Source organism: Paenibacillus sp. FSL H8-0283, assembly GCF_045040675.1.
Taxonomy (GTDB): Bacteria; Bacillota; Bacilli; order Paenibacillales; family Paenibacillaceae; genus Paenibacillus; species Paenibacillus amylolyticus.
The window spans coordinates 1,449,983-1,467,661 of sequence record NZ_CP150295.1; the positions used below are offsets into that span (position 1 = coordinate 1,449,983).

18 protein-coding genes are annotated in these 17,679 nt (G+C 46.9%); 10 read left to right on the forward strand and 8 right to left on the reverse strand.

Annotated features, from left to right (window positions below; all coding sequences use genetic code 11):
* Positions 1 to 139: 139 nt before the first annotated feature.
* Complete coding sequence (locus MHI52_RS06435) at positions 140 to 1,057, reverse strand: transcriptional regulator (RefSeq protein ID WP_036668788.1); 918 nt, start codon at positions 1,055 to 1,057, stop codon at positions 140 to 142.
* Positions 1,058 to 1,454: 397 nt separating this feature from the next.
* Between MHI52_RS06435 and MHI52_RS06440 the strand changes: the two genes are divergently transcribed.
* From MHI52_RS06440 to MHI52_RS06475, 8 genes are all read left to right on the forward strand, one after another.
* Entirely contained in the window at positions 1,455 to 2,366 is a 912-nt protein-coding gene (locus tag MHI52_RS06440; protein WP_405159363.1) for a glycoside hydrolase family 43 protein, read from the forward strand.
* 132 nt (positions 2,367 to 2,498) lie between these two features.
* The gene (locus tag MHI52_RS06445; RefSeq protein WP_036611486.1) at positions 2,499 to 3,839 is read left to right on the forward strand and encodes a sugar ABC transporter substrate-binding protein; all 1,341 of its coding nucleotides are present in this window, start codon (positions 2,499 to 2,501) and stop codon (positions 3,837 to 3,839) included.
* A gap of 157 nt (positions 3,840 to 3,996) precedes the next feature.
* The gene (locus MHI52_RS06450) at positions 3,997 to 4,887 is read left to right on the forward strand and encodes a carbohydrate ABC transporter permease (RefSeq protein WP_036611613.1); all 891 of its coding nucleotides are present in this window, start codon (positions 3,997 to 3,999) and stop codon (positions 4,885 to 4,887) included.
* A gap of 26 nt (positions 4,888 to 4,913) precedes the next feature.
* Positions 4,914 to 5,756 (forward strand): carbohydrate ABC transporter permease, encoded by an 843-nt coding sequence (locus MHI52_RS06455; protein WP_036611483.1) that lies wholly within the window; start codon positions 4,914 to 4,916, stop codon positions 5,754 to 5,756.
* Positions 5,757 to 5,812: 56 nt separating this feature from the next.
* The gene (locus tag MHI52_RS06460) at positions 5,813 to 7,228 is read left to right on the forward strand and encodes an arabinan endo-1,5-alpha-L-arabinosidase (RefSeq protein ID WP_405159364.1); all 1,416 of its coding nucleotides are present in this window, start codon (positions 5,813 to 5,815) and stop codon (positions 7,226 to 7,228) included.
* Positions 7,229 to 8,111: 883 nt separating this feature from the next.
* Positions 8,112 to 9,092 carry a family 43 glycosylhydrolase gene (locus MHI52_RS06465; protein ID WP_282319151.1) on the forward strand — a complete coding sequence of 327 codons (981 nt, stop codon included), beginning with the start codon at positions 8,112 to 8,114 and terminating at the stop codon, positions 9,090 to 9,092.
* Between the two features lie 194 nt (positions 9,093 to 9,286).
* On the forward strand, positions 9,287 to 10,132 hold the full coding sequence (locus MHI52_RS06470; protein WP_282319150.1) for an EcsC family protein: 846 nt from the start codon (positions 9,287 to 9,289) through the stop codon (positions 10,130 to 10,132).
* A 58-nt stretch (positions 10,133 to 10,190) separates the two neighbouring features.
* Entirely contained in the window at positions 10,191 to 10,679 is a 489-nt protein-coding gene (locus MHI52_RS06475; protein WP_282322223.1) for a prolyl-tRNA synthetase associated domain-containing protein, read from the forward strand.
* 421 nt (positions 10,680 to 11,100) lie between these two features.
* Here MHI52_RS06475 and MHI52_RS06480 read toward each other — a convergent pair whose 3' ends face one another.
* Complete coding sequence (locus tag MHI52_RS06480; protein WP_315371497.1) at positions 11,101 to 12,375, reverse strand: MFS transporter; 1,275 nt, start codon at positions 12,373 to 12,375, stop codon at positions 11,101 to 11,103.
* A gap of 254 nt (positions 12,376 to 12,629) precedes the next feature.
* Between MHI52_RS06480 and MHI52_RS06485 the strand changes: the two genes are divergently transcribed.
* Positions 12,630 to 12,842, forward strand: coding sequence for a hypothetical protein (locus tag MHI52_RS06485; RefSeq protein WP_101314161.1), 213 nt, complete (start codon positions 12,630 to 12,632; stop codon positions 12,840 to 12,842).
* Between the two features lie 138 nt (positions 12,843 to 12,980).
* On the opposite strand, the gene queF is transcribed toward MHI52_RS06485, so the two are convergent.
* The 6 genes from queF to MHI52_RS06515 all read right to left on the reverse strand — a co-directional run bounded on the left by queF (position 12,981) and on the right by MHI52_RS06515 (position 17,108).
* Positions 12,981 to 13,472, reverse strand: coding sequence for a preQ(1) synthase (queF, locus tag MHI52_RS06490; protein WP_036668798.1), 492 nt, complete (start codon positions 13,470 to 13,472; stop codon positions 12,981 to 12,983).
* 149 nt (positions 13,473 to 13,621) lie between these two features.
* Entirely contained in the window at positions 13,622 to 14,395 is a 774-nt protein-coding gene (gene queE / locus MHI52_RS06495; RefSeq protein WP_315371496.1) for a 7-carboxy-7-deazaguanine synthase QueE, read from the reverse strand.
* Entirely contained in the window at positions 14,388 to 14,879 is a 492-nt protein-coding gene (queD, locus tag MHI52_RS06500; RefSeq protein ID WP_036611465.1) for a 6-carboxytetrahydropterin synthase QueD, read from the reverse strand. Before queD ends, queE begins: the two co-directional genes overlap by 8 nt.
* The gene (gene queC / locus MHI52_RS06505; protein ID WP_282322222.1) at positions 14,876 to 15,556 is read right to left on the reverse strand and encodes a 7-cyano-7-deazaguanine synthase QueC; all 681 of its coding nucleotides are present in this window, start codon (positions 15,554 to 15,556) and stop codon (positions 14,876 to 14,878) included. Before queC ends, queD begins: the two co-directional genes overlap by 4 nt.
* A gap of 373 nt (positions 15,557 to 15,929) precedes the next feature.
* A complete protein-coding gene (locus MHI52_RS06510; RefSeq protein WP_036611462.1) occupies positions 15,930 to 16,634 on the reverse strand; it encodes an AIM24 family protein in 705 nt (234 codons plus the stop codon).
* 18 nt (positions 16,635 to 16,652) lie between these two features.
* Complete coding sequence (locus MHI52_RS06515) at positions 16,653 to 17,108, reverse strand: hypothetical protein (RefSeq protein WP_036611459.1); 456 nt, start codon at positions 17,106 to 17,108, stop codon at positions 16,653 to 16,655.
* Between the two features lie 330 nt (positions 17,109 to 17,438).
* On the opposite strand from MHI52_RS06515, the gene MHI52_RS06520 reads away from it, so the two are divergent.
* Complete coding sequence (locus MHI52_RS06520; protein WP_164783260.1) at positions 17,439 to 17,606, forward strand: hypothetical protein; 168 nt, start codon at positions 17,439 to 17,441, stop codon at positions 17,604 to 17,606.
* Positions 17,607 to 17,679: the final 73 nt, after the last annotated feature.

A 17,679-nucleotide genomic window follows, 5' to 3' on the forward strand; every position in this document is an offset into this window, starting at 1 on the left:
GGACAAGTTATTCGGTGTGATGAAACAAAAAAAGAGTGCTGGATAGCACCCTTTCGAAGACACATGATTGTTGTTGTGTTGAACAGTTACGTTAGCAGATCGATCGAACTTCATATCGAGTGAATAGACAGAGCCAGCTCTACTCTTCTTGCACGTTATAGAGAACCCGAGCGAGCAGATTCTGTCCATAGTTTCCGAAGTTTTTACCAAAGATCGTTAAGCCCCGTTTGTTCAAAGGTTCGTCCGTAACGGCAATGCGGAAGTGAATATCGCTTTTGTAATCCAGCCCAATCTGGTCCAGCGTTACGTCCGAGATGCGGCATCCGTCAATATAGCTGCCTTCCTGTGTAATCCGGATCAGCTTCAGCATGCCGTACTGATTCAAGTGCGGAGGCCACCATTCCGGATTAAAGGTACCGCGTGTATTGCCAAAATCCCCCGGACTTGTCCAGCAGCCAATCTCAATCCCATTGACATAGAAGTAAATATCCGAAGGGTAATTGTCACAAAAGCCAGGGGCCTCCGAACCCAGTTCCATCGACAACTGAATTTCGCTAAACGACTGATTAGGCTTGAGATAGTTGGGAATCCGATATTCCAGATAACCTTCAGCCAGCCAGATCATCTCCGCATCAATTCGCAGTGGATCAGCAAAGTACCGCGGATCATCGAACTCTCCAACAATGCTGTCCCGGGTAGCGAGACCACATGTAGGTGCGGCCTGATAATCGCTGTAATGACCGACCTGAATTTCCACCTCATAACGATTGTTAATCTCCTGTGAACGCAGATCAACCATCAATTTTTCCTCATTGAGATAACATATCTTCTGAATTCCATGTTTGCCAACGGCGGTGTTGATCTCGATCAATCCGCTCTCTTCAAGCTTCTTGATATGCATTGTGATGGCGCCATTGCTCAGTCCCAGCTTGGTTGCAAGATCATTGAGATTAAGACTTTGGTTCTTGGCCAGCAGCTCGATGATCTGAATCCGGATTTCCGAACTGAGCGCTTTGAAGATATTCACACCCGACATCAGATCTTTAATATAAATCATAGGTGGATTTCCTTTCCCCGTTCTGAACAAAGTCTTCGACACAGACATTTGCACATTTATATGTTTTATTTCAGATAATTATAAATCATTCCCTCATGGAAGGGAAGGGTGGAGAAATAGAAGCCAAAACCCTTGTATATAGCGCAAATACGAAAATATAATCTATATTTTGTCCACTATTCCGGTTAAAATAAGTGTTAATCAGTTCACATATATTTGAAATATACCATTGAAATGTAATGTAACCGCTTTTATAATTCTATTATACCTAAATTGATTCAATACTTCATGAACCTAATTAACCATTTGAACAGGAAAGGTGGAGTTCAGTTTGGAAAAGTTAAGCAATGTGAAGAGGTTTAAGTGGAAACGGTTGGCGTTACCGGCATTACTTGTGATGGTATTACTGCTGGCAGGTCAGTCAAAAGCTTTGGCGGCATTCTGGAATCTGACCGGAGATACCGCTGTTCATGATCCGTCGATTATCAAAGAGGGCAGTTCCTGGTACACCTTTTCAACCGGCCCGGGCATTCAAGTATTGAAATCCGATAATGGTTCGTCCTGGTATCGTGTTCCACAAATCTTCTTAAGTAAGCCATCCTGGTGGGCTTCTGCCGTTCCGGGACAAAGCGGATTGGATGTATGGGCACCGGATGTAGAGCAGTATAACGGAAAAGTATGGCTCTATTATTCAATCTCCACCTTTGGCTCCAATCGGTCTGCGATTGGTCTTGCTTCTGCGAACAGCATTGGAGCAGGGCAGTGGAAGGATGAAGGATTGGTGCTTCAAACCACGACCGCCAATAATTATAATGCCATTGATCCGAATCTGGTCATTGATGCTTCAGGCAATCCATGGCTGGCCTTTGGTTCTTTCTGGAGCGGTCTGAAGATTGTCAAGTTGGACAAAAACACGATGAAACCAACGGGAAGTATAACTTCCATTGCTGCGCGCCCGAATAACGGAGGTGCTATTGAAGGACCAAGTATTGTATATCGTGGCGGTTATTATTACCTGTTTGCTTCCATTGATTCTTGCTGCCAAGGGGTGAACAGTACCTACAAAATGGTCTATGGACGTTCGACTAGTATAATAGGCCCTTATGTGGACAAAAACGGAGTTAATATGCTGAATGGTGGCGGAACGATATTGGATACAGGCAATGTGAAATGGAAAGGTCCAGGTGGTCAGGACGTGTACAACGGCAATGTCATCGCAAGACATGCCTATGATGCAGAGGATAATGGCAATCCGAAATTGCTGATTAATGACTTGCTTTGGGACTCGAGTGGCTGGCCGAAATACTGATTTATTTTATATAAATATAAAATGTTTTATAAAAGTGTTGACTAAAGTGATCTGGATTTGATAAATTTAACAACAGAAATCTTATTTCATCCAATTGAATACGGTTACAAGTCCAGATCAGGAGGGGTTCAGATGGTAAAGAAAAAGAATTGGGTCACATTTATGCTTCTTATGCTGGTAAGTGCGCTGGTACTCGCAGGTTGCGGAGGAAGCAGCGGTGCAAGTGGGGACAAGGAGTTAACGTTTATGTTCCGCGGCGGTACTGATGAGCAGAAAGCATACCAAGCGGTGGTCAAGAAATTCGAAGAAGATCATCCGGGTGTGAAAGTCAAAATTATCGTAACGGCTGCGGATCAATATGCAACCAAGCTAAGAGCGGCAATTACAGGCAACAGCTTGCCTGACGTATTTTATATCAATCCGGGTGACGTGAAAGCGTATGTGAACAGCAATGTGCTGATGAACCTCACTTCGTATATTGAAAACAATCCGGATGTTGATCTCGATAATATCTGGAAATACGGCGTGGACCTGTATCGTTATGACGGCCAAATGGCAGGTCAAGGTGATATCTACGGTATGCCGAAGGATCTGGGGCCATTTGCACTGGGCTACAACAAAACGTTGTTTGAAAAAGAGGGCATCCCACTCCCTGACAAGGATAAACCATACACATGGGAAGAGTTCATCAAGGTGAACCAGCAAGCGACCAAGGATACCAATGGAGATGGTAAACCGGATGTATACGGTACTGGATTCAACGTACAGTGGGCACTGCAATCCTTTGTATGGAGCAACGGTGGGGATTGGTTGGATGAGACCAAAACAAAAGTAACGATTGATGATCCAAAATTCGCTGAAGCACTGCAATTCTTCGCGGATATGCAGAACGTATACAAAATTACACCTTCCATTGAGGAAGCGCAAACATTGGATACGTATCAACGCTGGATGAAAGGTGAAATGGCTTTCTTCCCTGTAGGACCATGGGATATGAGTACATTTGAGAAACTGCCTTTCGATTATGATTTGCTGCCTTTCCCTGCGGGGTCGACTGGCAAATCGGCAACGTGGATTGGATCTCTGGGAATCGGAGTGTCGGCGAAGACAAAACATCCGGAAGAAGCAGCAGCATTGGTGAATTACCTTACAGCTTCGAAGGAAGGTATGCAGCAACTGGTAGATGCCAAGGTACAGATTCCGAACTTGCTTGATATGGCAGACGAGTGGGCCAAAGATACATCCACGAAACCAGCCAACAAACAGGAATTCATTGATATCGTTGAAGATTACGGCCGGGCTCTGCCAGGTAACTACACGTACAATGCGGAATGGTATGACCTGTTCTTCACGGATATCCAGCCGGTATTGGATGGCAAGATTACAGCCGCAGACTATGTGAAGCAGCAACAACCGAAAATGCAAAAACTGCTCGACAAAGCGGTTGAACAAGAAAAGAAATCTCAGAAATAGTAGATAGGAAAGGGTGATGCCGGCAGCCTGCAATCATGCTGCTGGCATCATTCGTATTGGAACTTATTGGATTCCATACGGGCATGTGGCATTCGTTGATCGACAAGGTTCAATCGAAGAATGCCACATGCTGATACTAGAAACAGGGGTGAACGCCGTGATTACGAAATCGAGTTTGTATCGCAAAGAGATGCTGTACGGATATCTGTTTATTTTACCTCCGATTCTTGGATTGCTGATCTTTGTCATGTTCCCGTTCCTCTACTCCCTTTATGGTTCCTTTACGGATTGGGACGGACTGGGACAGATGAACTTTATCGGTTTGGCCAACTTCAAGGATTTGCTCACGGATGACCTTTTCTACAAAGCGATGTTTAATACATTCTTCCTGATGCTCGGTATCCCGATTGGTCTGCTGTTGGCGCTGTTGCTGGCAATGGGTCTAAATCGTAAAATTCCCGGCACCACAACATTCCGAGTAATCTATTACATCCCGGTCATTTCTTCTCTCGCTGCGGTGTCCATTATGTGGAACTGGGCGTACAACGGAGATTACGGTCTGGTGAACCAATTCCTTGACCTGTTTGGGATTAAAGGTCCTAACTGGCTCGCGAACAAAGACACGGTTAAACCGGCTTTGATTATTATGACGGTGTGGAAAGGCTTGGGATACACGATGTTGTTGTACCTGGCAGCACTGCAAAGTGTATCACGTACATACTACGAGGCGGCTGAGCTGGATGGAGCGAACGGGTTCCAAATCTTCCGCAATATCACCTGGCCTATGGTGAAGCCAGTTACCTTTTTCCTCATTGTTACAAATATCATTGGCGGTTCCCAGATCTTCACCGAGATGAACATTATGACACCTACGGGTGGTCCTGAATACTCTTCGGCATCAATCGTTTTCTACATCTGGCAGAAAGCCTTCAGTAACTTGCAGATGGGTTATGCCTCAGCGATGGCCATGATTCTTGGTATTTTCATTTTTGTCATTACCCTGGTGCAATTCAAAATGAACGAAAAATCAGCCTATGATGGGGATTGATTGTCAAGGAAAGGAGTGAACCGGAGATGTCTTACAGTCAAAAGAGGAAATTAACAAACTCGATCATCTTTATCGTACTCGCGATTGGGGCGATTGCGATGATTGCACCACTGATCTGGATGTTGTCCACGTCATTGAAGGAGAAGCAGGATGTGTTCGCGCTTCCGCCTGTATGGATACCTGAAGTATTCCAATTTGGTAAGTATAAAGAAATCTGGGAAGCCGGTCCCCTACTCAGCGGGATCAAAAACAGTCTCATTGTTGCGGTGAGTGTAACGGTGGTGGGTACGTTTACGTCCAGTATCGCAGCCTTTGCTTTTGCCAAGTTAAGATTCCCGCACAAAAACAAACTGTTTCTCGCGTTGCTGGCATCCATGATGATTCCTTATCCAACAGTCATGATCCCACAATTCATCATGTTTGCAAAGCTGGGCTGGGTGGATACGCTGTTACCATTGATTGTTCCTGGTCTGTTCGGTAACGTAATCATGATCTTTTTCCTGCGCCAGTACCTGCTTAGTGTACCTGATGCGATTATTGAGGCGGCCAAGATTGACGGTAGTTCCTACTTCCGGCTGTACTCCAGTATTACGTTCCCGCTCATCAAACCGGCGATTGCTGCACAGTTGATTCTCTGGTTCATGGGCATCTGGAACGATTATCTGGCACCAATTATTTATCTGAATTCACCGGAGAAGCAGACGTTACAACTCGTTATAGCAAACTTTAATGCCACGTATGCGATTCAAACCGATTACCCGCTTATTATGGCGGCGTCGATTGTGGCTCTGTTACCTGTATTAATCATCTTCCTGATCTTCCAGAAACAGATTATTGAATCGGTTGCCATTTCGGGAGTGAAGGGATGAACCAGCGGAAGAAATTCCGACGGTGGTCGAATTCAGGAAAAGGAGTGGTTGCTTCCATGTTGTTATTGTTGGTTGTTGGAGCTATGGGTTGTTCTGGAGCAGGAGAAACGGTGTCCCGTCCCGTCTTTCCTGAAGCTCCTCAAGATACTCAGTTGTACGACACTTCCATTTTGGACGATGAATCACGCTGGACGGTTAACAATGCGCATGATCCGGCCATTATCAAAACAGACCAGGGATACTACGTCTATTCCACAGACGTTCGTGTAGCAGGAGAAGCGAAACCCGGCGTCATGGTACGCAAATCAGATGATCTGATCCACTGGACATGGGTAGGTCAGGCTCTGCCCGGGATTCCGCAAGAAGCGCTGGACTGGACAGGTGCGGTCAATCTGTGGGCACCGGATGTGATTCAGGCTGGTGATACCTATCGGATGTATTATTCGGCTTCTTCTTTTGGCAGTACACAGTCGGCTATTGGTCTTCAGACATCCTCATCTCCCGAAGGTCCATGGACAGATGAAGGACTCGTTGTGAAAACCTCTGCGAATGAACAAGACAAATTAAATGCCATTGATGCCAATCCCATTGTGGATGCCGAGGGTAATTCGTGGATGGTATACGGTTCATTCTTTGACGGAATCTACATTGCGCCACTTGATCCCGACACCGGGAAATTCAAGGACGAGGGTTACGGTACTCGCATTGCTGCTCGGGATCGTGCAACTGAAGAGGGCGCAGTGGAAGGTCCATACATTGTGTATAACCCGGAGTTCAAAAAGTATTATTTGTTCGTCTCGTATGATTCCTTGTTCGAAGATTATAACGTGCGGGTTGCGCGTGCTGATTCAATCACAGGACCGTACACGGACATGAATGGCATGAACATGCTGGATACGGATCATCTGCCGCAATATGAGATCGGCACCAAAATTCTCGGCGGTTATCGCTTCACAGAAGGCGAGGGCTGGGTTGCGCCCGGACATAACTCGGTTCTGAAGGACGGAGACGATTATTACATCGTGCATCATGCACGGGGCGAGACGGATAAAAACTGGCCCTATCTGCATGTGCGCAAAATGTTATGGACGAAGGATGGCTGGCCTGTGGTTTCACCTGAACGGTACGCAGGTGAGACAGCGCAGGACATTCCGAAATCCATGATTGCGGGGGAGTGGGAAGGTATAGCGCTTGATCCGTCCGTAGACGGGCAGATTCAAGCCGTTCCTTATACCCTAACAAGTAACGGTAAAATTAAAAGTGAAAAAGGTTCAGGAACCTGGACATTTGATGACAAACAAACACTGACGTTGAAGTGGAAAGAAAGCCCATGGGGCGGAGCCTCCACGGAAGAGCTGAAGCTGCTCCCGTCCTGGGACTGGGAGCGAAGCCAGCCCGCGTTGGTGGTAACAGGCCTCGATGACCACGGTGTGGCGGTCTGGGGCAAGCAGATCAGCGCAGCGGAGGAGTAAGGGAGCGAGCTGCTGCGCCAAGGTGCACAAGCAGTGAGGGGGAGGAAGGAGCCGCAGGAGCGAGTTTGGCATCCGATTTCAACCGTCAAGAGCGGTGGGGAAAAGAAATCGGAGGACAAGAGAGCACCAAGGCCCTGCCACCCCCGAACGTCCGCTGTGCATGCAAGCTGTCCTATTAAGCTGCGCTAACGCAGATAGACACTTAAGATTCATCTGTGCTGGCCTATGTCTGAGGCCAATCATGCACTAAATATGGGGAGAGTTGACCCTGCGAAGCGGTCGACCCCATAAGATCGAGCCACACAATGGCTCGAAGTGAGGTTGTAACCCAACGAGCGCGGTAAGAGCGAGCTACCGCTCCGAGGGTGCACAAGCAGTGAGGGGGAGGAAGGAGCCGCAGGAGCGAGTTTGGCATCCGATTTTAACCGCCAAGAGTGGTGGAAAGAGAAATCGGAGGACAAGAGAGCACCAAGGCCCTACCACCCTCGAACGTCCGCTGTGCAACACAAAGCTAGCCTGTATCTCTGCGGCTAGCCCTACATTACATGGGGGAGAGTTGACCCTGCGAAGTGGTCGACCCCATAAGATCGAGCCACACAATGGCTCGAAGTGAGGTTGTAACCCAGCGAGCGCGGTAAGAGCGAGCTACCGCTCCGAGGGTGCACAAGCAGTGAGGGGGAGGGAGGAGCCGCAGGAGCGAGTTTGGCATCCGATTTCAACCGCTAAGAGCGGTGGAAAGAGAAATCGGAGGACAAGAGAGCACCAAGGCCCTGCCACCCCCGAGCATCCGCTGTGCACCACCCCAAAAGGGTTTTCGCTTTTTCGCAATTGGGTTACATCCCCAAACTACGAGTCAAACAACATTTGAAAGGGGAGCATTCCCATGACTGATTCCATTACATTTACTAATCCTATCCTGGAGCAACGTGCTGATCCGTGGGTGTACCGTCATACAGACGGTTACTATTATTTCTCCGCTTCCGTGCCAGCCTTTGACCGGATTGAAATCCGAAGAGCAGAGACGTTGGAAGAGTTAAGAGATGCTGAGCCGGTAACGGCTTGGACGAAGCGTGACACAGGGCCAATGAGTGCCAACATTTGGGCACCGGAGATTCATTTTATCGATGGCAAATGGTACATACACTACGCTGCCGCTCACACCAGTGAGACCAACGAAGGTCTGTTCGATCATCGGATGTATGTCCTGGAGAACGATTCCGCGAATCCACTCGAAGGAGAGTGGGTAGAGAAAGGGCAGATTCACACCCGGTGGGAATCATTCGCGCTGGATGCAACGACCTTTGAACATAAGGGAATCCGCTATCTGGTCTGGGCACAGAAAGATCCCGATATTGTGGGCAACTCCAACCTGTACATTGCCGAAATGGAGAACCCATGGACGCTACGCGGCGAACAGGTTATGATCTCTACGCCAGAGTATGATTGGGAGATCATCGGCTTTAAGGTCAATGAAGGAGCAGCCGTGATGCATCGGAATGGGCGTTTGTTCATCGGCTACTCGGCCAGCGCGACTGATTACAATTATTGTATGGGTCTGCTCACTGCAGATGAAAATGCCGACTTGCTTGATCCGGCCAGCTGGGTGAAATCACCCAAGCCGGTATTCCAGACTTGTGAAGCGAACGGCCAATACGGCCCGGGTCATAATAGCTTTACGGTGTCACCGGATGGCAAGACCGATATTCTGATTTATCATGCGCGTAATTACAAAGACATCGAGGGTGATCCCTTGTATGATCCGAACCGCCATGCCCGTGCTCAAGTGATTCATTGGCGTGAAGATGGCACACCTGATTTCGGTGTTCCGGTCCCAGATGGCAGCGCAGTAGCAGAAGCAAAATAAGAGGTAATGAAACCTTAATATGAGAGCCCTTAGTTAGCGAGTGATGCTGATTAAGGGCTCTTCTGGGTGTGAACGATAAGATAGAGTGGCCTGAACATATGTGTCCTGGACACAAAACAAAGCAACCACAACGATGATTTCTGCGTATGAGAGAGATACAGATTACGATGCAGAACCTATTAGGAGGATCACATATGGATTCACGCGAGACGTTGGACAAGGAACTTGAACAGATTTTGAAATGGGAGAAACAACAGAAAGACTTGTTTATTTGGGATAAAATCGGGCGTTTGCCCTTTGCGATGTTGGATAAAGTGATGCCTAAAGCGCTGAAACAGAAGATCGGAGATTCCCTGAACGACGTGGGTCAGTATGTGCAGAATGGGGGCAAGTTCCTCGTACAGAAGAAAAAAGTAGCCAAGCTGCTGCAAGAGGAAGCTGAGAGGTCCGGTTATTCCATGATGGACACGACCTATCGTCTGGAGCAGGAATCTGAAGCGGAGGGGACAGCAAAGATTCATAGTGTAGAGAATCTGCCACTTCAGGTGCTGGACCGGGTGGCCGATAACATCACAGAGAGTCGAACCAAGTTTGCCGCGGCTCAGGGAGCAGCTACAGGGTTTGGTGGCATTGTAACCATAGCAGCAGATATTCCGATGGTGATGGGGCTTTCTCTGAAGGTACTGCAAGAGATGGCTCTATGTTATGGTTATGATCCGGATGAACCGTTGGAGCGCATCTTCATTGTCAAATGTCTGCAATTCTCTTCCGCCGATATTGTAGGCAAGAAAGCGATCATTGAAGAACTGGCCGCCTACGACGATCCGGACAAGCCAATTGAAGTGGTATCGCAGATGCAGGGATGGCGGGAAGTGTTTAACTCCTACAGTGAATCCTTTGGTTGGAAGAAACTGTTCCAACTCGTGCCTATTGCCGGCATGGTGTTTGGTTCCGTGAGCAACAAAAATACAATTCGAGATGTAGCCGAAGCAGGCAAAATGTTGTACAAGAAACGGCTGATCCTTCAGCGTTTGAAGTAATATTACAGAAGAAGTAATATTAGAGAAGAATATTTATATTGAAAGAGATGAATTTGATATGTTAAACAAACAGGGTTTCTATGATCTTTTAGATCGCAATAATATCGTTTACGAAAGTATTGAACATCCCGCAGTATACACGATGGAGGAAATATTCTCTTATCAGATTCCACATACAGAACGTATCGTTAAAAATCTGTTTCTGCGTGATGACAAGAAGCGCAACTATTATCTGGTGACGATTGCTGGAACGAAGTCAGTTGATTTGAGAAGTTTAAGCGAAAAGATACCTAGCCGCAAATTAAGTTTTGCCAGTGAAAAGGATTTGTTGGAGTTCCTCGGATTGGAAAAAGGGCACGTCAACCCTATGGGGGTTCTCAATAATATTCAGAAAAACGTGACCGTAGTTTTTGACAAGGATTTAGTTGGTCAGAAAATTGGAATTCATCCCATGGAAAATACGGCAACGGTATTTCTTGAATTTGAAGATGTGAAGGAACTGATTACAGCTCAAGGTAGCAGCGTTGTCATGTGTGACGTGGAATAAATGGTTGAAGCTAAATACGAGAAAAACATATATAACAAAAGGGTTCCTGCCAGTCTGTGAATACAGAGTTGGCAAGAACCCTTTTGTTATGGTTCAAACATTTTATTTAGACTACAAATGTTGGTGACTAAAGTGAAATCTAACGAACTCAGCAGACGTTATTCGGCGATATTTCACTAATCCCGATTTCTAAAGAATCTCAGACACGTTATTTCTGCATCTCACACGCACATTCCAAGGTTTTCGGCCTTTTTCTCAGGAATAGCGTTGCTCAGATTCTTTAGATTGCGAAACCGGCAGTATTCGTTCAAATAAGTGCTGTCAGGTTCGTTAGCGCAAGATAACGTCTTATAAGGCGATGCTGCCACGTAAGGAATGGATCTAATATAGAATAAAAAGTGGACACCTGTTGATGTATTCTTTATTCCTCACTACCATTTTCTTTCGCCCAGATATTGAGTAATTTATCGGATGGAAGCAGGAATGTGAAAATCCCGAGCAGGGGCAGGAAGCTGCACATCTGCATTACCGGTGATACGCCGAAGACGTCAATCCAGTTCCCCAGCACGAGTGCGCCCAGGCCTCCCATACCAAATGCCAGACCAGTAATTAGACCGGAAACCGTTCCGATTTTGCCCGGAATCAGCATTTGCGCGTATACAACCGTAACCGAGAAGCTGGATAACATGATAAAACCAATAATGGTTAGCAGTACACCTGTCCAGAACAGATTCGCATAGGGTAGCAACAGAGCCAGCGGAGCAGCTCCAGCCATGGACAGGAAGATCAGGTTACGTTTGCCGAATCGATCTGCCAGTGGGCCTCCGAAGAACGTACCAAGTGCTCCAGCAGCCAGGAACAAGAAGATATAGATCTGCGCGTCCTCTGTGGACAATCCAAAAGTATCTTTCAGATTAAACGCATAGAAGCTGCCGATGGAAGCGATATACCAGGAACGAACAAAAACGAGCAAGATTAATAGCGTAATGGCGGCAGTAATCTTTTTGCGCAAAGCAGGATTGGGTGCACGACGTGCAGTAGCCTGTCTACGCAGATATCCTCCCGATTGCAGCATACGTCCGTACCAACGGGCTATGTAGATCTGAACTGCAATCCCCATGGCAGCAATGCCTGTAAATCCAATGGCACCGAACAGTCCAAACGGGATAAAGATCCAGCGTGTAAGCAATGGGGCAAGGGACTGTCCGGCGTTACCACCAACTTGGAAGATGGACTGTGCCAGTCCACGGCGTTGACCAGCAGCCATATGGGATACCCGTGAACCTTCCGGATGGAAAGCGGCGGAACCCAGACCGACAAAGATAACGGAGATCAGGACAGCCATATAACTGTCGGCGAAGGCCAACAGCAACATGCCGGTAAATGTAAAACCCATGCCAATGGGCAGGATAGATGGTGTCGGTTTTTTATCAGCAAACCAGCCTACGACAGGCTGCATAATGGATGCGGTAAAGTTAATAGCAAATGAGATCCATCCGATCTGAGTATACGTGAGATGCATGGAATCTTTTAGAATCGGAAAAATGGCTGGAATAACCGACTGGATCGAATCATTGAAGAGATGAACCAAACTGATGGCAATGAGTATCCGGTAAACGGTGCTTTGGGCATCCGATCCGGGTGGGGCTTTCGAACGCGCTGTGGCGTCCTTGGTTAAAGTGGATTGAGTAGACATGTACAATTCTCCTTTGGTCGCGGTCACGAGGGATCAGCGCCTGATGTTGTAATATATGCGTGTAAGCATATTGTTACATAATAGGATAGATTGATTGGACCGACAAGGGGAACAAGGGAAAACGTTGATGAATTGAACTCTATTTCCGAGGTGTTTTTTTAATAGCATTACATTTACAAAATAAACGTATTACTTTAGCATCTACTGTAAGAAGACCTATATTTATGTGTAATAAGGATGGAGGAGGGATGGATATGAAATCCTTATCACCTTATGAATCCGCCAAACGTGAGTTGGTGATGACTATTTTGTATATGGTTGTAATAACGTTTCAGGCTATATATGTTGCCCCAGCATCTTTGTCTGTTGCTATCGTCATATTTATCATTTGTCAGTCAATTGGTGTGCTGATGTTGCGACATTACATCAAAAAAGTCAAAAAACTGAAGAATGATCAATCTACTTGAATGCGCTGCGATCCCACTGCATCGAGAGTCTGAGTTTCTAAAGGTTTATACTAAAAAGCCGAACTTCTTCAGATTTGAAGAGTTCGGCTTTTGGCATTCTATGATTCTATTTTATACAGAATGGATGAACCTGACGAATTAACGATTATCAATCGTTTCCGGATACATATCATGATTCATCATACGATGGTCGGCCATCTGCTCGTACTTTGTTCCCGGCTTACCATAGTTCGTATACGGGTCAATGGAGATACCGCCGCGCGGTGTGAATTTGCCCCATACTTCGATGTAGCGGGGGTCCATCAGCTTGATCAGGTCGTTCATGATGATATTCACACAATCCTCGTGGAAATCACCATGGTTACGGAAGCTGAACAGGTACAGCTTGAGTGATTTACTCTCGACCATTTTCACATCCGGAATGTAGCTGATATAGATCGTTGCAAAGTCCGGCTGACCCGTAATCGGGCACAGACTAGTGAACTCCGGGCAGTTGAATTTCACAAAATAATCGCGGTACGGATGTTTGTTGTCAAAGTTTTCCAAGATTCCGGGATCATATTCAAACGTATATTTAACGTTCTGGTTGCCCAGCAACGTCACATCTTGCATCTCATCAGGTTGTCTCATCGGTTATTAAACGCTCCTTGTTTCCGTCAAAGCCGAAGCCTCGCGGTATATATGAATAGGCATTTTTTTGCCTGTTGAATTCTCTTATTTTCTAAGGACCTTTCGCCCTCATCCTTACATCATGCCGCCCATTCCACCCATACTGCCCATCACACGCCGCGTTTGTTGCCCCATACCAACGTATGAAGCTGTGGAAGCACACGAACATCATTCAGGTCATCGGAGGCACTGACTTGGTCAATCAGCCACTCATAACGAGCGAGCAGCGAGGACGCCAGATCTGGCGTATCGGCGGAAGTCACATCCGGGTTCCCGGTTTGTAAAAATAAATCCGTGCCCGGATACCGTGCATGCACACGGCGGGCATAGTCCAAGTCTGTCTCATCGAAGATCACGATCTTCAGACTGTGACTTCGTTCTACCGGGCCAGCGGCCAGCCGTTCGATCAGATCATCCAGCACGGCCCAATCGGTGTCCATGCCGGAGCTCGGTGGCTTGGGCGAGACGGTGACTTCGTCAATGTTCGCCAGCCAAGGCTGCCAGCGGGAGCCCTGTGTCTCCACCGCGGTGCGGATGCTGTTCTCCCGCAGCAAAGCAACCAATCCGCCCAGCGAAGCGAGCAGGGCGGGATTACCGCCAGAGATGGTCACATGGGAGAAACGGGTGCCGCCAACGCGGCGCAATTCTTCCCATACATCCTCTGGCGTAATCATCCGAATCTGGTCCTTGCCACTGCCGTCCCAGGTAAAGGCCGAGTCGCACCAGGAGCAGCGATAATCGCAGCCGGCGGTACGAACAAACATCGTTTTTTGTCCGATGACCATGCCTTCGCCTTGAACCGTCGGACCAAAAATCTCCATCACGGGAATACGAGCCTCTTTGCGAGAGCCCGTCTCATTCACCTGGTGTGTCACACTACTCATCTATCATCCACTCCCGTCTCGCTTCTGCGTAACTGGTGGGTGTCTCGAAGAGTCGGACAAACTCCGTCCGCCCACCATCGGTCAGCCCGGCATAGGGTTCCGTCTGGAGCGCATGTTCCATCTGTTCGAACAGCCAAACGACCATATTTTCAGCCGTTGTATTCATTAAAGGAAGTGTCTCGTTGAGGTACTGATGATCCAGATATCCTTCAATTTGAGTTTTCCATATATCTTTGATATGTCCAAAATCAACCGTCAGCCCGGTTTCACCCGGATAACCGCTGATACCAAAAATAACTTTATACGTATGACCGTGCAGGTTCTTGCACTTGCCTTCATAACAATGCAGGTGATGTGCTGCGTCAAAGGTGAATTCTTTGCTTACAAGCACACGTTTGCGGTGGTAGCGTAGCTGGGTGGGCAGAATATCTTCTCCGATGCGTTGCAGATGCTCTACAATACGGAATGTTCCAGGCTCTCTCATCGTACATCCACTCCCGCCGATTCAACAGCAGTACGTTGCTGTACATAACGATCCAGTCCGGCTTTGCGTAGTTTGCAAGCGGGGCAATCTCCGCATCCATCGCCGATCACGCCGTTATAACAGGTCAGAGTACGCTCACGGACATAATCAAAAGCACCAAGGTCATCGGCCATCTTCCACGTTTGGGCTTTGTCCAGCCACATGAGCGGGGTATGAATGACAAATGGATAGTCCATCGACAGGTTAAGTGTCACATTCATCGATTTCACAAATGAATCCCGGCAATCCGGGTATCCGCTGAAATCCGTCTCACATACACCTGTAACCAGGTGACGTGCTCCTTTTTGCTTGGCCATAATGGCCGCAAAACTGAGGAACAGCAAATTTCGTCCATCTACAAATGTACTCGGCAGTTCGCCTTCTTCATGTGTAATCTCCACATCCGTGCGAGTGAGCGCATTGGGGGCAAGCTGATTTAACAGGCTCATATCGAGTACCGTTTGCTGTACGCCCAGATCACGAGCGATCTCGGCTGCACATTCAATCTCCAGCTTGTGGCGCTGACCATAATCAAACGTAACAACCTCGACTTCGGCAAACTGTTGTTTGGCCCAGAACAGACACGTGGTACTATCCTGACCGCCGCTGAATACAACGACTGCTTTTTCTTCGTTCAACATAAAAAAACCTCTCTATCTTCTTGAGATCAAACCATGCACATAGGCATAGAGTGTCGGAAGAACAGAGAAGTTCATGAACTGGCATCCATCAAAAAACACACCTTCCCGATAACCGCTTCAAAAAAGCAGGCAAGAGTAAGTGTCCTTAGTTTTTTACGTACATGATTGCATGGTGACCGCAATGTGTACGCAAGACTTATACTGACCATCACATGGTCAAGTCTTATAGAGGGAGTTCGCGAACCTCTCCCATGCCACAGGCATGGATTTTCTTCTTCAATTGTCTGAACCATTATAACATGAAACGGTGTGGTGACCACCCCACTGGAGCATAGTGGAAGCTAATTGGTCGGCTCCATCAACTAACAGCTTATTTGATCAATACATTGCCGAAAGGGATCACTTCTTTCAGAATTCGTTTGAACAGTCCCTCATCGTTAAGATCCTGTTCCAAGCGGTGATTCTCACGTCCCGCCTGAAAGAGTACAGATCCATGTCCTGTCATCTTCCAATGATAATTCATATGCTGACTGGCAAGGTTGTTACCATATACGGTGAGTTCCAGATGTGCATTTTCGGGATAGGCAATAATGCTACCAGCATCCACATAGAGCGGCGCTGTTGGGTGAAGTTCCTGTTGGCAGACCTGACCTTGAGTGAGCAATCCGATTTTGCCTTTGCCGGAAAATTTCATTTTCACTGCATCACGGGTGATTAGCATGTTTTTGATTTTCTGAATTTTGGTATGCATGGTTACACCATCAGAGTAGAAGAACAGGTGGCGGAAGTCATAGAGCAGATCACTGTCCTCCGTGAGCTCCACTTCCTTCATCGTGAATCCGGGAGGCAGGGCAGCCACAAATTGGCAAGGTCCGGTGATTTCGGATTTAATCAGCTTTTTTTTGCGATATATGCCCGTGATATTCATGAATTTATCATTGCGACTCCCACTCGGACCGCGGAAGGCCACAATTTGCTGCGGATGTAAAATATGAAGTCGGTCATCTTTAATCAGTGAAAATGTGACGACTTGTCCTGCTCCGCTTGCTTCAGCATTGTTCAGGTGTATGTTCATGCAGTTGCTCCTGTTCTTTTATACTCGGCCCGAACGGCGACGCATTCCCCAGCGCATCACACGAATCAGAACAAAGTAACCCAATATGAGAGAAACGACAGTGATGATCGTCGTCTGAATTCGTTTGGTGGTAGCTGCTTTGGCATTCTGGTCGTCCTGTAATTTACTTACCATTTCAGTTAGTTTCTGGTTCTGAGCCAGTAGTTGTTCGTTCTGGGTCTTAAATGCTTCGACATTGGCCTGGGCTTGTCCCAACTGAGCAGACGTTTGATTTAATTGCTCCATCGTTTGCTTATAACTTTCCTGCAGAGCGTTCACTTCTCCGGGCAGTTCGGAGACTCGCTCCCATCCGCTGTATATATCCGTAAAAATATTGGCACTGGCTGCACTTACTGTCGAAGCGATCGAAACGGTAAATAGAATGCATGTGGTGAATAACACCCGAATGAAATAACCCTGAATGGATTTTGGCATCGTTAACACCTCTTTCTTCGGTTAGATAGATCAATCGCCGAATTCGTCGTCTATTGTTGAAATACGGCTCTTACATTATACGTCAAAACCGGGACGATGGGTTCAAGATGATATCGTTTTATTACCCGAAATATATAAAATTATTTAGGAACAGGGCTGTTTAGCTTACAAATCTGCGGGGTAATAGAACGATAGGCAAGCATACCGGACCGTTTTACAGATCTTTTACTTCAGTTCCGGGTGCATGCTATTCACAAATGCGCAATTTAATGAACGATACCAATATATCCGATTGAATATAAGATCGTGAACATGAAGGAGTAGAAACATATGTATACAGCAGATCAGAACACATCAACCAAAACAATTATGATCACTGTTAATGGAGAGCCAGTAGGGCGTAAGCTGGTCATTGACAGTGTCACCTATGCACCGGTAAACGAAGCAGATAGTGTACAATATTTACACAAAATGGGAATCGATCATCCTACTGTTTAATTTGGGACTTGTCATAGATAAGTGATTGATAAGCTTGGCATAATGCCAGGCTTTTTCGTCGTTTATTGTCGTA

Bases quoted from the DNA above. Each gene is read 5' to 3' on its own strand.
- MHI52_RS06435 (WP_036668788.1), bottom strand. From the start codon at position 1,057: ATGATTTATATTAAAGATCTGATGTCGGGTGTGAATATCTTCAAAGCG.
- MHI52_RS06440 (WP_405159363.1), top strand. From the start codon at position 1,455: ATGGTATTACTGCTGGCAGGTCAGTCAAAAGCTTTGGCGGCATTCTGG.
- MHI52_RS06445 (WP_036611486.1), top strand. From the start codon at position 2,499: ATGGTAAAGAAAAAGAATTGGGTCACATTTATGCTTCTTATGCTGGTA.
- MHI52_RS06455 (WP_036611483.1), top strand. From the start codon at position 4,914: ATGTCTTACAGTCAAAAGAGGAAATTAACAAACTCGATCATCTTTATC.
- MHI52_RS06460 (WP_405159364.1), top strand. From the start codon at position 5,813: ATGTTGTTATTGTTGGTTGTTGGAGCTATGGGTTGTTCTGGAGCAGGA.
- MHI52_RS06465 (WP_282319151.1), top strand. From the start codon at position 8,112: ATGACTGATTCCATTACATTTACTAATCCTATCCTGGAGCAACGTGCT.
- MHI52_RS06470 (WP_282319150.1), top strand. From the start codon at position 9,287: ATGGATTCACGCGAGACGTTGGACAAGGAACTTGAACAGATTTTGAAA.
- MHI52_RS06475 (WP_282322223.1), top strand. From the start codon at position 10,191: ATGTTAAACAAACAGGGTTTCTATGATCTTTTAGATCGCAATAATATC.
- MHI52_RS06480 (WP_315371497.1), bottom strand. From the start codon at position 12,375: ATGTCTACTCAATCCACTTTAACCAAGGACGCCACAGCGCGTTCGAAA.
- MHI52_RS06485 (WP_101314161.1), top strand. From the start codon at position 12,630: ATGAAATCCTTATCACCTTATGAATCCGCCAAACGTGAGTTGGTGATG.
- queF (WP_036668798.1), bottom strand. From the start codon at position 13,472: ATGAGACAACCTGATGAGATGCAAGATGTGACGTTGCTGGGCAACCAG.
- queE (WP_315371496.1), bottom strand. From the start codon at position 14,395: ATGAGTAGTGTGACACACCAGGTGAATGAGACGGGCTCTCGCAAAGAG.
- queD (WP_036611465.1), bottom strand. From the start codon at position 14,879: ATGAGAGAGCCTGGAACATTCCGTATTGTAGAGCATCTGCAACGCATC.
- MHI52_RS06510 (WP_036611462.1), bottom strand. From the start codon at position 16,634: ATGAACATACACCTGAACAATGCTGAAGCAAGCGGAGCAGGACAAGTC.
- MHI52_RS06515 (WP_036611459.1), bottom strand. From the start codon at position 17,108: ATGCCAAAATCCATTCAGGGTTATTTCATTCGGGTGTTATTCACCACA.
- MHI52_RS06520 (WP_164783260.1), top strand. From the start codon at position 17,439: ATGTATACAGCAGATCAGAACACATCAACCAAAACAATTATGATCACT.